The organism is Brevibacillus sp. NPDC058079 (assembly GCF_042885155.1).
In the GTDB taxonomy this organism is placed as follows: domain Bacteria; phylum Bacillota; class Bacilli; order Brevibacillales; family Brevibacillaceae; genus Brevibacillus.
In genome coordinates this window covers 40,085-53,740 of sequence record NZ_JBHVSO010000005.1, presented here as the reverse complement: position 1 = coordinate 53,740, position 13,656 = coordinate 40,085, and the positions used below count along the sequence as shown (strand labels likewise).

The window sequence follows — 13,656 nt, the reverse complement described above, 5'->3', positions numbered from 1 at the left end:
CGTCTCCCTCGTAACTAGACGGGAAAACGCTCGCCAAATCCACAATTTGCCAAACTATGCTTTTGAACGTGCCAGCAAGTACAAGAAATACGGAGCACCGATAACGGCTACAACGATACCAGTCGGAATCTCAGACGGCTGCATGATCCAGCGTCCGATAGTATCAGCCACGATGACCAATAGCGCACCCGCCAGCGCTGATGTAGGCAAAAGCATCTCATGCTTTGGCCCCACTAGTCTGCGGGCCAAATGCGGACCGATCAACCCGACAAAACCGATGCCTCCACTCACTGCCACGCAGGAAGCAGCAAGCCCGACTGCGGCAGCCAGCAGCTTCAATTGCTCTTTGGCAACGGGTGCACCCAAGCCTTTCGCCAACTCTTCTCCCAAATTGAGCACGTTCATGACACGTGCTTTGTAAAAAACATAGGGGATTAAAATGGCGATCCAAGGCAGCAACGAAAGAACGAACTTCCAGTTGGTCCCCCAAATACTACCGGCGAGCCAAGTCGCCACAAACTGGTACTTATCCGGACTCAGCTTCAGCGTCAAGACGATCATCGCGGCACTCATCCCAGCCGCCACGGCAATCCCCGTCAATACAATACGGGTCGGAGACAATCCCTTGTGTCTCTTATATGACAATACGAAGATCAGCGCTGCTGTCACGCTGGCTCCAAACAAAGCCAACACCGGCAGCAAAAAAACAGGTGCGGCAGACGTGGATGGATAAAACGAAATGAACAGCATCACCATCAAGCCAGCACCAGCGTTGATCCCTAAAATACCGGGTTCGGCCAATGCATTGCGGGAAATCCCTTGAATAATACACCCGGATACCGCAAGTCCTGCCCCAATCAGGAGGGAGATAACAATCCGCGGCAAGCGGAATTCAAACAAGATCAAGCTTTGTTTATCTGTTCCAGAACCGATCAGCGTCATCAGCAGGTCGCTTGGTGACAATCGTATGTAGCCTGTGTTCATACTGATGATAAACGCAATGAAAATGAGGATAGCGAGTATCGTCATAACCGCAAAGGCTTTATTTCTTTTACGGGTTTGGTAAAGGGAAACAATATGCTGCATGATTACATCTCCCTTCTTTCTTTACGGGCCAAGTAAAGGAAGAACGGTACACCGATTAGCGCAATAAGTGCCCCTAACGGCGTCTCATACGGCGGATTTACCATTCTTGCGGCCAAATCGGCGAAAACGACGAGCAAGCTGCCCAAAATGGCTGAGCAAGGAATGATCCATCGGTAATCAACCCCAACCAAAAAGCGGGTCATATGCGGAATGATCAATCCAACAAAACCTACTGCTCCAACAACGGCAACTGCTGATCCAGCCAAAATCAGAACGATGATCATGCCTGCCAGTTTCACTAACGCCGTGCGCTGCCCCAATCCTTTTGCAACATCTTCTCCAAGACTGAGCATCGTGATGGAACGCGACAGCATCATGGCACCAATAAGGGCAGCGAGAATCCACGGAAACATGACTTCGAGCTGAAACCATTTGGTTCCCGCCACACCGCCTGCATACCAGAAGGCCAAATCTTGTCCAATTTTAAAGTAAAGGGCAATCCCTTCGCTTAACGCAGACAATAGTGCGGTCAATGCGGCACCCGCCAAAACGAGACGCACGGGAGTCAAGCCACCTTTTGCCAAGGAACCAATCCCGTAAACCATACCTGCCCCGATGCCAGCGCCTAAAAAGCTGTAGAGAATCAGGTACATGAACGGCAGACCCGGGAAAAAAGCGAAGCAGAGAGCCAAAACAAATCCGGCACCTGCATTCAAACCAAGCAATCCGGAATCTGCCAGCGGGTTGCGTGTCATCCCTTGCATGATAGCACCTGCAACAGCTAGACTGGCCCCGACCATTGCACCACCGAGTAGGCGCGGCAAACGAATCTCCTGAATAATTTGGTGTTGCGTAATATCAGGATTAAATTGAAAAATAGCTTCCCATACGACAGCAAAGTGGATGTCCGCTGCTCCAAATGACACAGATAAAAACATCCCCAGTATTAATGCGAAAACTCCGCCGGTCAAAATTAGCGTCGCTGCCCAAGGGCGAGAGCGAAACGCAACCGGCTTTCCGTTATTCCCCTCTTTTAGGGAATGTGCGTGTTGACTCATACGTGCCACCTTTTTTTCGTTAGTATGGAGCTGAGTTGTTTTTGATGATATTGATTCTTATTATCATAATAGAATTTTAGGCGATGTATGAAAACAGTGTCAATGGACAAACGCGCACTTATCTTTGTATATTTACGCTAACACCCGCAAGACATCGTCGACCTTTTTGCCGTTGGCGATCACACCGTGATTCATCCAGGTCATGAAATCCACCTGATAAGCCCTCTTATTTTGGACAGCAGGAAGCGCATGCCACACGGGATGGTCGAGCTGTAGCTGTTCAGCACCCGCTTTTCCCTGATGCCATTTGTCAAAGGCGAAAAAAATGTGATCGGCATCCAGTGTTGACAACTCTTCCCACGATACCCCTTCTCTCACCTGCTTGGCAAATTGTTTTTTTACCAGCGGAGCCGGCTCCATTTCCAAATCTTGAAACAACACCTGCGATGTGTAGTTTTTCTCCACGAGGATTTGATCGGCCGATATGCGCAAGAAGGCTACCTTCTGCCCTTTGAGACTACGTCCCATTACATTTTTGGCAGACCTTACTTTCTGTTCATACTGCTCGATTGACCGCTCTGCCAATTCACTTCGGCCCAACCGATCACCGAGGGTACGCAATGTTTTTCGCCACTCAGATCCGAACTGCCGAATCACGCATGTAAGGGCGATCCGGGCGCATTGGGCATACACATCCGCCTTCCAGCCTGTACATTCTCGAAGCATAATGACATCTGGTGCACGACTGGACAAGAGCTGCACGTCATCTGTCAGCACATCGTACGCCGGTACATCATGCAGGCCCAAATAGTCCTGCTGCCCCCAATATGTATGCGCCCATTGAACGACGGGTCGAATGCCAAGAGCCAGCAAATAATCCTCCATATAAAGAGAGACGACTCGTAAATCATCCCGATGAATGTTGCGATATTTTCCTGGCGCGAGCCCTACACTCTGCTTAAAACGACGATTGAAATAATACTCGCTGTTGAATCCGACATTTTGGGCAATCTCGTTGATCCGATCACCCGTCATGAGCAGTAGCTGCTTCGCCTGATTCATCCGCAGCTGATGGATGTAATCAAGCGGTAGTTGTCCTGTCATTTCTTTGAAAAGCTGTGTGTATCGCCAACGTGCAACATGCGCTTCCTCTGCCAACTGCTCTACAGTTAGCGGCTCCTGGTAATGCTCCTCTACATACGCAATTGAACGCTCAACAGCTCTCCTCGGGTCCAAACTAGTTTTGCCTGGCACATTTTGCTGGGCCAAAACGCATAGCAATTCCTCAAACCGCACGTGATTATAAAATCGTTGCAACGCCTCCGTGACGTCGCGATGCTTGTAAATCTCCGCAATCGATTCAACGACACGTGAAAAAGGCGTGCAGGTCAACTCCCCCAAACAGAAAAAAGCCTCAGAAGCTTGTTCCTTCGTCGGAGCTCCCGTGTGGACGACCCGAAAAGTCAGGTAATAATAGTCGAGAACGTGACTCGTGCAACTGATCCGAACGTTCTGACGCGGTGATGCAATCCAGCAATGCTCACGCGTGAACCGATATGTCGATGATTCGATTTCAATGAGCCCTTCTCCATCTGTTGCTACAATCATCGTGTAGTCTTCCGGCTCTTGATAGGACTGCCATCTTTCCACATTTACTTTTTGAATGGCTGTCATTGCGAAAAATGATGGTGGAGATAGCTTGGCCCCGGATGCTTCGTTATTCATCTCCCTCACCCTTTTCGTGAGAATGATTATCATTTAATATTATAATGAGTAAACATCCCGCCGACAAGCTCCACAAATAAAAAAGAAAGCGCATCAACCGAAAAGACGCGCTTTCTCTACTGAATTCGATTACTTTACAAACGCTTTGACCAAGTCGTCTACCTTCTTCATATTGGCCAGCATGGCACCGGATTGCCAATGTGTCCGCTCCATTGGGTAGACATGACCTTTTTTCACAGCAGGAACAGATTTCCAGATCGGGCTCTCCAAAATCTTGAGCGCATCCTTGTTTTCTTCGGAAGTCCACGTGCCGTTCGACGGGAACACAATGATATGGTCTGCATCGATAGCCGGGATGGCTTCTTCTGATAATACCACGTGCGTTTCTTGATTTTTGGCAGCTGAATACGGTGTAAGTCCCAACTCCTTATAGAGCATGCCTGTGTAAACATTGCCATCTCCGAAGAGGGCCAAATTCGGCTTATTTCCCACGTTCAAACGAATGACGGCCACTGTTTCGTTGCCAATCGCCTTTTCAAGCTTGGCCTTGGTATCCGCAATTTTCTCATTATACTTTTGGATCGCTTCGTCTGCTTTTTCTGGAACGCCTAGCACCTCGGCGATTTTTTTGAGTCTTCCAATCGTGTCGTTACGGAGTTCATCCGGTAGCTTGTACGTAGGAGCTACCTTACTGAATTCCTCGTATTTCTTAGGATCAGCGTAGCCATCCACAATGATGATATCCGGATTGGCTGCAAGTAACGCTTCAATACTTCCCGTAATATCAAAAAGCGGCACGTCCAGCCCGAGGTAGTCCTGTTTGCCCCACGCCGGGTGATACCACTGGACAACCGGGGTTACACCCAGTGCTGTCAAGAAGTCCTCCTGATAAATCGCCGCTACCCGCTCTGGCTTTACCGGAATCTCTACATCGCCGTAGGCGTCTTTAACCACTTTGGTTTTCTCAGCGGTGTTCTCTGTCGATGCTTTCTGCTCAGTGGATGTTGGCTCCGCTGCTTTTTCTGCACACGCAGTTAACACGAGCATCATGATCAATAATAATGCCATCCATGCCAATCCTGCATTTCGAACCGTTCTTACCATCTTTCTACCCTCTCTCGCATCTGTTGATGATTATCGAATTGATACTCATTCTCACTATTTGCATCCTGATCATATGTGTTTCCTCGCCATCTGACAATGCATTTTCTCCATTATTTTTTGTCCAAACTCCACAACTGTCCGTGTGAAATCCTTCCCTTTGTACAAAATCAATGATGGCTATCTGACGTTTGTCCATTGAGCTGTTAAGCTATATCTGATAATGATTATCATTGAAAGCAAGCAGATTCAAACGACTACTGGAGGAAAATAGAAATGAAACACATGCGCAACATAAGCGGAACACTAGGAATCTTCATACTGACTGGCAGCTTGCTCATCGGATGCAGTCCATCCGCTTCGCAAGCAACTACCGCTTCCACGCTTGGACAAGAAGCAACGAGCACAACGAGCAGCGCGGCTAGTCAGAAAAACCAGACGCGTCCATATACTGATTATCTCGGGCATGCAGGCAACATTCCGGTCTCCCCTACACGAATCATCTATTCCGGTGAGACCTTTGGCGATATGCTCGCGTTGGGCGTGAAGCCGATTGGGGGATTCGGGTACGCCAACCAAATCTTTGAGGACCAACTGCATGATGTCGAGAATGTCGGTTTTCCCATTAATCTCGAAAAGGTCCTGGAATTACAGCCCGATCTGATCATCCATGCAAATACCGAAGAAAAAGAATATGAACAGCTATCCAAAATCGCCCCTACCGTCATTTTTGATACATTCGCGCCGTTGGAAGAGCGGATGACCCAGCTCGGAGATATGATTGGAAAACCCGAAGCAGCCACCAAATGGCTTGCCGATTACAAGCGCAAATCGGAAGAGATGTGGAAGAAGCTGAAGGAGTCTGGCATCATGATAGAAGGAGAAACCGTCTCAGTCTTTACCTATTATCCGGGTGATCGGCTGTTTGTCATGGCAAGAACAGGGCTTTCCCAAGTCCTCTACGATACAAATGGATTCAAGCCGACTGCGCCCATTCAGGAAATACTCGATGCACAAAAAGGATTTGAACTCATCTCTGTGGAACGTTTGCCCGAAATAGCGGGAGATCGTATCTTTATACTGAATGCTGCGAGCGAGGAAGCGGAGAAATCAACGCAGGAGCTGCTAAAATCACGCATCTGGAAGGACCTCCCTGCTGTTAAAAACGGATATGTCTACTTTATCGACATCGAAAAATCTAGCAGTGATGCGACAACAAGAGAATGGCTCCTGCAAAGGATTCCTGAAATCCTGGCGAAGTAATGAAATAGGAGAAGCTTTTCAACAATGATTGAAAAGCTTCTTTCTTTTGTATACGATGGATAGAACGAATGATAATGATTCTCATAAAAAAGGAGGGCACAACCGATGCTTCACTCTATACCACCTCATCCCCCGCTCGGTTCCCTTCATTTTCAGTTGTGTAAAGTAGAGCGTACGGCTAGTCCTTCACCCACTCCCTTCCATACCCTGCTCTTCTTCACAAAAGGTTACGGCAGCCTCCGTATTGACGACCAAACGATTTCACCTTTGGCAGGAAAGTGTTTTTTACTTTCACCGTCTACTCCTTTTGCTATCGAATCCTTGTACGACAGCGCGATTGATTGCTACCAAATCTCGTTTACCGTCATTCAGTTCGATGCAGACAATAGACCCCTGCCGTACCCACACGCACTGCTTGATGGCCGTATCGAGCTGTCGGCTCACCCTTCTGCCCGGCTCTTGCGCTTATGTGAGGCTTTGCTCTTGGGCCGTTCAACTTCTTCTGAAATGGACAGCTTTTGGCAGCAATTGCGGTTCCAGAAGCTGCTCGGATTTTTGCTGGAGCAAAATCTCTCTCCTGACCATATCCCTAGCAAGAGCAAAGAGGTCGAGAACAGCATTGCTTATATCCAACAAAATTATCAAGAGAACATGACGGTCAAGCAGTTGGCACAACTGGCCAATGTGCCGTCGTGGCAGTACACGCTGCTCTTTCGCCAGTTGACGGGTAAAAAGCCTTTGGAGTATTTGACCGTACTGCGTATTCATCATGCGAAAAAGCTCCTGAAAAGCTCGAACGATTCATTGCGGGACATCGCCTCGCAGGTCGGCTTCACGGATGAGTATTACTTCAATCGTCGGTTTCGAAAGACGACCGGTTACACGCCAAGGCAATATTCCAGGCTGACTCACCGCATGGAGCTCGTTCAGGACTGGACAGGGCATGAGGTAGAGATCCCTCTTCAGCCACAACGCATCATTTATATAGGGGAGACGTTTAATGATTTGCTCGCGCTCCATGTTGAAAATATCGTCGGCGGGAATTTTACCTGGATGGAACGAACGATCTATCGAGACAGGGTGAGACACATGCAGGATATCGCCTTTCCCGTTGACTATGATCATTTGACGACATTGAAGCCAGATCTGATCATTTTCGCAAACGCAGAAGAAGACAGATACAAGCAGATGAGCCAGATTGCCCCGACGCTCACGTTTAATTCATTTGCTTCGCTGGAGGAACGGTTGCATACACTGGGAGATTGGCTGGGGAAAAAGAACGAGGCGCGAGAATGGCTCAGGAAATACCACACGAATGCTACCGCTATGTGGAATCAGCTCTGTTCCGAGCTTGTGCCGGGTGAGACTGCATCCGTCTTTATCCATGAGCATGGCGGGCGACTGTTTGTAATGGGCACTTCAGGACTTTCCTCCGCCCTCTACCATCCAAACGGTTTTTCTCCTGTGGATAAAATTCAAGAAGTATTGCAAGCTGGCTACGGCTTTATTGAAATTCGAGAGGAGGACATCCCCCTGTACGCAGGCGATCGGATCTTTATGCTGCTGTCCGAAGACCCCGAATCGCGTCAGGCTACCGCCGCATTCATACAAAGTGATAGGTGGCACAGTCTGCCTGCCGTTCAGAACGGCTATGTCTATTTTGTAGAAGCGCAAAAATGGAATTATGGCGCTGCCCTTACCAGAGAGGGATTGCTGCATATGCTGCCACTTTTGCTGCACCATTCTTCCTAAAGCCAACAGGCCAGCTTCCCTGTCGTGGGGAATTGCTGGCCTGCTTACTACTACTCCTCTGCTACCATCCATGCTACATTTTTTGCTTGGAGTCCTTTATTCCATTCTGCTGGTGCTGCCGTATCGCTGATCACGATGTCTACCTCTCCCAAGTCTGCGATCTTGCACAATGTGCTTACCCCGATCTTGGAGTGGTCCGCTAGCACAATACTTTCATTGGCATTTTCGATGAAACAACGGGCGAGTTCCGTTCGATCCGGCTCATAGCAGGTCAAGCCTTTATGGAGCAAGATGCCGTCTGCCGCGATAAACGCCTTGTCCACATAAAATTGTTTCATCATCTTCTCTGCATAGGTCCCGCTTACCCGATGATGCTTGGCGCTCACCTTTCCACCCAGGAAATAGATGTCTGCCGCAAGCATTCCATTGTTTTGGTACTCGATTAATCGATTCAGCGCTGTGATCGAGCTAGTGAGGATCGTCAAATCTTTTTTCGTCACGAGAAAGCTGATCATTTTCAAAGGCGTTGTCCCTTCATCGATGACAATGGTATCGCTGTCTTGCACCAAGTCTGCAGCCAACCGTCCAATCCGTTTCTTTTCTTCCGCTCGCAAGACTTCACGGGCAAAATGAGAAGGCTCAGAGCGCTCCACTGTCAGCTTTACTGCTCCGCCATAAACCCGCTTCAGCTTTTTCTCCGCTTCCAGCTCTTCCAAATACCTGCGGATCGACTCAGATGAGACTTGCAGCTTTTCGACCAGTTCATTGGTCCGCACCTTGCCATTGGAATTGATCAACTGCAAAATGATTTGCTTACGCTCTTCCCCGAACAACGACACGACGAATGTCCCCCTATATCGTACTTTACGTCATTTCGATCTTCTCTCCATGGATGTAAATCTGACGTTTTGCCAGCTCGTGAAAAATCACAGCCGGATCAAATGCTTCTTCTGGAGTTATGACGCCAATAGCTTTTACGTTTCCTTTTGCGATCTGCTCAGTCGCAATCGCCAGCGGGATTCCTACGTTGCGGGTATAGGCGCGCAGCCCAGCCCAGTCAGCTACAGAGCCGTCAGATGCCGGATGTGTATGGTACAGGATGTGTCCTACTTTGCGACCGTCCTTGGTACCTGTTACCTCGACATGAAGAGAATACCCGTATAATTCCGTCTCTTTTCCCTCCCTAGAATTGTAGAGGTATTGGGAGATACAATCAAGGATTCCTACCTTTGTTTCGCCTACCGTGATGGGATCGTTCCGTAAAAAGCCATAATCATAGAGGGCTTTGACCAGCTCCATGTTTTGCTTCGGCCATGTTCCCCGCACCTCGATCAACTTTACCCCTTTTGGAGACAAAGCCTGTGCGAGCGTTTTTGTCTCTGCATGAGGAATGATGTACTGAATTGTTTTTCCATACGGCTCGGGAAGCTTTATTTCGCGTGGGCGAGCAAATGGCGGGACTTGAATGAATGCGCCATTTTCATAGACGACGCGCCCTGGCAAATCTGGATCATACTCATAGGTCGTCGTCTCTGTGATCGATTTGGAAAAAGCAATCGGGCGAAAGGAACCGTGGCTGACGCGGACTTCGTCGACTTCATCGAGCTGGTTCGCTGCATGCATCGCCATCATTTGGGTCAGTCCAGGCGTCATGCCAAAGCCTGGCAGACAAGTCTTCCCATGGTCGCGAAAGATCGCATCCGATGCGTTTTCTTCCCCAAAACCGTTCAAATTGATGCCATGGCAGCCAGCCTCCGCAATCGCAGCAGTAGACAGGCCGTTCAGCGTGATCGTGGTTCCGTCCATGACGATGTCGTAACCGCGCATTTTTTGGACCGTATCCGCATGATCGCGTACATTTACCGGAACAAAATCTACGCGTGGATCGTTCAGCCACTCGACTACCTTGCGACCTTCTTCTTCATTAAAATCGCCGATCGTGATCTGCTCAAAATCCGAATGCATCACGAGATCGAGCACAGCTTCTCGACAAATATTTCCCGCTCCACCCAAGCAAAACACTTTCATCACGATAGCCTCCCTTTATTTACTCCAGCCAGAAACGATTGTTTTCCATAGCAGCGATTAATCTCTCGATATCCTCTGGGTAAACCTCTCCGATATTGCCAATCCGAAACGTGTCCGCTTGCGAGATTTTGCCCGGATAAATGACGAAGCCTGCCTGCTTTAACCGCTCATACAGCTGTGCAAAGGTGAATGCTTCGCTTTCGGGATAATAAAAGGAAGTGATGAAGGGCGATTGCGATTCTTTTGGCAACAGGATGCGAAAACCAATGCGCTCCATGCCTTCTGCGAGTAGCTGCTGATTTCGCTGGTAACGCTCGTAGCGTTTTTCAACTCCCCCTTCTGCCTCAAGCTCTATCAGTGCTTGATAAAAAGCTCGCACGACATGAGTCGGAGAAGTATAGCGCCACTTTCCGTTTTGCTCCTCCATCGTCTTCCACTGGCTGTGCAAATCGAGGGACAACGTACGGGCAATCCCTTTGCATTTGATGAGCGCAGAAGTTTTGGCAATGACAAAACCGAAGCCAGGCACACCTTGGATGCATTTGTTTGCGCTTGAGATCAGGAAGTCGATCGAGAGCTCTGCTGCATCCATCGGAATGCCACCGAAGCTGCTCATCGCATCTACGATATAGACTTTTCCGTACTTCTTGGCGACTTCACCGATTTCTTTGATGGGATTGAGCATGCCGGTAGTCGTTTCTGAATGCACGACAGCCACATGCGTGATCGTTGCATCCGCTGCTAGTTTCTGCTCCAATACCTCTGCATCGGCTTTTGTCACTTCGCCAAAATCAATTACCTCCGTCGCGATTCCATGGACTTGTGCCATTTCCACGATCCGCTCCCCGTATGCGCCATTCGTCAGAACGAGCAGCTTGCCGTCTGTGGGAATCGCACTGCTCACCACCGCTTCCACACAAAAGGTCCCGCTGCCTTGCACCAAAACGCTCGTATACTCCTCTACCTGCGAGGTTGCCAATCGGACGAGCTTTTGGCGGATTGCCTGTACCAGTTCATTGTAATCCCGATCCCAGGTGCACCAGTCCCGCAGCATTGCCTCGCGTACGGTTGATGAAGTGGTTAATGGTCCGGGGGTGAGCAACAAGTACGAATTGTCGGTTGGTCGTGTCTGATTCATGGTCTCTCTCCTCCTGCATGACGCATCTCGATGTTTTTTAGCACCTCATCCAAGCATCCGATCTCCTCGATCACGTAGTGCGCACCTGCCGCCATCAGTCGTTCTGTTGCGATAGCCAACCTTTTATCCAGCTCTTCCTGTGGCATACTCGTCACTTCCTCCAAGGACAAGCCGAGCTCGCTTCCACCCTTCAGGACACCAACGGTCCACATCCCGGCGTTTCTTCCTTCTTTCATATCGCTCGTCGTATCACCGACTTTGACCATCTCGTTCATGGGATATACATCCAGCAGGATCGCATTTTGATAGCACATCCATGGATATGGACGTCCAGCAGGCACTTCACTCGGGGTGACCAGTGCGTCTGGCTCGTAGCCCTGTTGTTTAGCTGAGGCCGCTACGACGTTCATCATTTCTCTCGTGTAGCCTGTGGTCGAGCCGATTTTGATTCCTTGCTCGCGCAGTCGTCCTACCAATTCAATTGCTCCCGGAACAGGAGTGGCGTACTCGTGCAGGGTCGCCATCAGCATCGGTTCAAAGTCAGCGTACAATTCGTCCACATCCGCTTCATTCGGAAGTCGACCGTAACGCTCTTGCCAAAGCGCTGCTACCCGCTCCATTTTGCAAAGTGCCTGGATATGATCGCGCTTGAGCATCCCCATCGGTTCGCGCGCTTCTGCTGCTGTCAGCTCAATCCCCCGGTTTTTGAACACCTGTAAAAAGACAGCTAAAGGAGCGAAACATCCGTAATCTACCATCGTTCCTGCCCAATCAAATACTACTGCTTTCATGATTTATGCCACCTGACCTTTCTCTTGGTAGGACCCTGTTGTCCGCTTACGAAGTTGGGATGCGATCCATTCTGCGCCAGCACGTGCGATGATGTTGAGGAAAACGATCAATACCGACATCGCTGCTGCCGGAGCCACATCCCCTGCGTCATCCATGTTGACGATGGAGACAGATGCCAACTTGAAATCCGCTGCGTACAGAAAAACAACCGCCGAGATCGTCACCATCGAGTTGATGAAAAAGTACACGACCATCTCGACAATCGCCGGCATACAGACGGGAATCGTGACGCGCCACAATAGCTTTGTCTGCGAGATCCCCATGGACTCTGCCGCTTGCTCGAATTCGGGATCGAGCTTTTTCAACGCGCTCGTTGCTGTAATAAAGCCAACTGCGAAAAAATGAATCACGTTCGCCAAAATCAAAATCCAGATCGTTCCGTACATGCCGTGAAATGGATTTGACGGATTATTGAAGAAGAAAATGTACGCTAGTCCAATGACCATCCCCGGCAATGCCAAGGGGAGAATCGACAGGAAGTATCCAGCTTGGCGAAGCCCCTTCCACACTTGGGATTTTTCAATGGTGTAGGCGGTAATAAACGTGACCGCCGTCCCGATCACTGCCGTCAGCAAAGCGACCAGAATGCTGTTCCACAGTGGCTCGATCCCTTCTCCGGCTACGTTGGAAAAGTCGTAATGATCCAAGCCGAAAGTCAGATTGTACGGCCATACTTTGATGAAAGAAGCTAGTACCACCGCAGCCATGAGAAGCAACAAAAATCCGCTGACGCTCACACAGAGAATGAAATAAAACAAGTCGCGCAAACGATTTTCCTTGATTCGATACGGTTTAGACTTGGCTGTTACAGCCGCGTGTTGCTTCCGCTCAACAATCCGGTCCACGACAAATGCCACGAGAGCAGGAATGATCAAAAGCAGCCCAACTGTTGCTCCCATCGTCATATTTTGCTGACCGATGACCTGCTTGTAGACGTCTGTCGCCAGTACGGAAAACTGGCCGCCGACAACCTTTGGTGCCCCGAAGTCAGTAAACGAGAGAGTAAAACAGACAAAGCAGGCGCTGACGATACCGTACTTCACGCTGGAAATCGTCACTACAAAAAACTTGCGCCAATGGTTCGCCCCGAGCGTATCCGCCGCTTCGTACAGCTGATAGTCGGCAAAAGCAAGGGAAACAGCGAGAATTAAATACGCTTGCGGGAAAACATAGACGATCTCCGCCAAAATAATCCCTACTGGGCCGTACAAATCGATGTCCCATTGAAACGGGAGCAACCCGAAGATCCCCGTCGTCACCAGCCCTTGATTCCCAAAGAGGTAGGTCAGGGCGATTCCGTGCATCATCGTGGGCGCAAACAGCGGCAGCAGCGCGATCGCCCGAAAGACTCGTTTTCCGCGAATCCCGCTGCGCGTCAAGGCATACGCGAACAGAAAAGCGAGTGTGACTGCCATCAGCGTCGTCATCGCAGAAATGTACAAGGTATTATTCAGTGACCCTGCCAGTGCTGGGGTGGAAAAGTACGTAACGAAATTGTCCAGGCCGATGAACTGACCGTTCTTGTTATAGAATGCTTTGGAAAACAACTGGCCAAGTGGCAACAGAACACTCGCTGACAATCCAAGTACGACGAGAGCGATGAGCCACTTTTGCATGGCTTTTCCATCGAAGAGCGATGTCATTTCCTTCATG

General features: G+C 49.5%; 11 protein-coding genes. 2 read left to right on the top strand and 9 right to left on the bottom strand.

Going from position 1 to position 13,656, the window contains the following annotated elements; all coding sequences use genetic code 11:
* Positions 1–54: 54 nt before the first annotated feature.
* The 4 genes from ACFVS2_RS16225 to ACFVS2_RS16210 all read right to left on the bottom strand — a co-directional run bounded on the left by ACFVS2_RS16225 (position 55) and on the right by ACFVS2_RS16210 (position 4,973).
* Positions 55–1,086, bottom strand: a complete 1,032-nt coding sequence (locus tag ACFVS2_RS16225) for a FecCD family ABC transporter permease (RefSeq protein ID WP_390235580.1) — start codon at positions 1,084–1,086, stop codon at positions 55–57.
* Positions 1,087–1,088: 2 nt separating this feature from the next.
* Positions 1,089–2,144: a FecCD family ABC transporter permease gene (locus ACFVS2_RS16220; RefSeq protein ID WP_173618754.1), complete on the bottom strand. Its 1,056-nt coding sequence runs from the start codon at positions 2,142–2,144 to the stop codon at positions 1,089–1,091.
* Positions 2,145–2,276: 132 nt separating this feature from the next.
* On the bottom strand, positions 2,277–3,869 hold the full coding sequence (locus ACFVS2_RS16215) for a helix-turn-helix domain-containing protein (protein ID WP_390235578.1): 1,593 nt from the start codon (positions 3,867–3,869) through the stop codon (positions 2,277–2,279).
* A 129-nt stretch (positions 3,870–3,998) separates the two neighbouring features.
* The gene (locus ACFVS2_RS16210) at positions 3,999–4,973 is read right to left on the bottom strand and encodes an ABC transporter substrate-binding protein (RefSeq protein ID WP_390235577.1); all 975 of its coding nucleotides are present in this window, start codon (positions 4,971–4,973) and stop codon (positions 3,999–4,001) included.
* 273 nt (positions 4,974–5,246) lie between these two features.
* Here ACFVS2_RS16210 and ACFVS2_RS16205 point away from each other — a divergent pair, with 273 nt between their 5' ends.
* Positions 5,247–6,233: an ABC transporter substrate-binding protein gene (locus ACFVS2_RS16205; RefSeq protein WP_390235574.1), complete on the top strand. Its 987-nt coding sequence runs from the start codon at positions 5,247–5,249 to the stop codon at positions 6,231–6,233.
* 105 nt (positions 6,234–6,338) lie between these two features.
* Positions 6,339–7,985, top strand: coding sequence for a helix-turn-helix domain-containing protein (locus ACFVS2_RS16200; RefSeq protein ID WP_390235571.1), 1,647 nt, complete (start codon positions 6,339–6,341; stop codon positions 7,983–7,985).
* 50 nt (positions 7,986–8,035) lie between these two features.
* On the opposite strand, the gene ACFVS2_RS16195 is transcribed toward ACFVS2_RS16200, so the two are convergent.
* Genes ACFVS2_RS16195 through ACFVS2_RS16175 form a run of 5 tightly spaced genes read right to left on the bottom strand, consistent with a single transcriptional unit; the run spans position 8,036 to position 13,655 of the window.
* Positions 8,036–8,824: a DeoR/GlpR family DNA-binding transcription regulator gene (locus ACFVS2_RS16195; protein WP_173618759.1), complete on the bottom strand. Its 789-nt coding sequence runs from the start codon at positions 8,822–8,824 to the stop codon at positions 8,036–8,038.
* A 25-nt stretch (positions 8,825–8,849) separates the two neighbouring features.
* Positions 8,850–10,013, bottom strand: a complete 1,164-nt coding sequence (locus ACFVS2_RS16190) for a saccharopine dehydrogenase family protein (RefSeq protein WP_390235568.1) — start codon at positions 10,011–10,013, stop codon at positions 8,850–8,852.
* A 19-nt stretch (positions 10,014–10,032) separates the two neighbouring features.
* The gene (gene phnW / locus ACFVS2_RS16185; protein WP_390235566.1) at positions 10,033–11,151 is read right to left on the bottom strand and encodes a 2-aminoethylphosphonate--pyruvate transaminase; all 1,119 of its coding nucleotides are present in this window, start codon (positions 11,149–11,151) and stop codon (positions 10,033–10,035) included.
* On the bottom strand, positions 11,148–11,942 hold the full coding sequence (gene phnX, locus ACFVS2_RS16180; RefSeq protein WP_390235564.1) for a phosphonoacetaldehyde hydrolase: 795 nt from the start codon (positions 11,940–11,942) through the stop codon (positions 11,148–11,150). Before phnX ends, phnW begins: the two co-directional genes overlap by 4 nt.
* A 3-nt stretch (positions 11,943–11,945) precedes the next feature.
* The gene (locus ACFVS2_RS16175) at positions 11,946–13,655 is read right to left on the bottom strand and encodes a putative 2-aminoethylphosphonate ABC transporter permease subunit (protein ID WP_390235562.1); all 1,710 of its coding nucleotides are present in this window, start codon (positions 13,653–13,655) and stop codon (positions 11,946–11,948) included.
* Position 13,656: the final 1 nt, after the last annotated feature.

Bases quoted from the DNA above. Each gene is read 5' to 3' on its own strand.
- ACFVS2_RS16225 (WP_390235580.1), bottom strand. From the start codon at position 1,086: ATGCAGCATATTGTTTCCCTTTACCAAACCCGTAAAAGAAATAAAGCC.
- ACFVS2_RS16220 (WP_173618754.1), bottom strand. From the start codon at position 2,144: ATGAGTCAACACGCACATTCCCTAAAAGAGGGGAATAACGGAAAGCCG.
- ACFVS2_RS16215 (WP_390235578.1), bottom strand. From the start codon at position 3,869: ATGAATAACGAAGCATCCGGGGCCAAGCTATCTCCACCATCATTTTTC.
- ACFVS2_RS16210 (WP_390235577.1), bottom strand. From the start codon at position 4,973: ATGGTAAGAACGGTTCGAAATGCAGGATTGGCATGGATGGCATTATTA.
- ACFVS2_RS16205 (WP_390235574.1), top strand. From the start codon at position 5,247: ATGAAACACATGCGCAACATAAGCGGAACACTAGGAATCTTCATACTG.
- ACFVS2_RS16200 (WP_390235571.1), top strand. From the start codon at position 6,339: ATGCTTCACTCTATACCACCTCATCCCCCGCTCGGTTCCCTTCATTTT.
- ACFVS2_RS16190 (WP_390235568.1), bottom strand. From the start codon at position 10,013: ATGAAAGTGTTTTGCTTGGGTGGAGCGGGAAATATTTGTCGAGAAGCT.
- phnW (WP_390235566.1), bottom strand. From the start codon at position 11,151: ATGAATCAGACACGACCAACCGACAATTCGTACTTGTTGCTCACCCCC.
- phnX (WP_390235564.1), bottom strand. From the start codon at position 11,942: ATGAAAGCAGTAGTATTTGATTGGGCAGGAACGATGGTAGATTACGGA.
- ACFVS2_RS16175 (WP_390235562.1), bottom strand. From the start codon at position 13,655: ATGAAGGAAATGACATCGCTCTTCGATGGAAAAGCCATGCAAAAGTGG.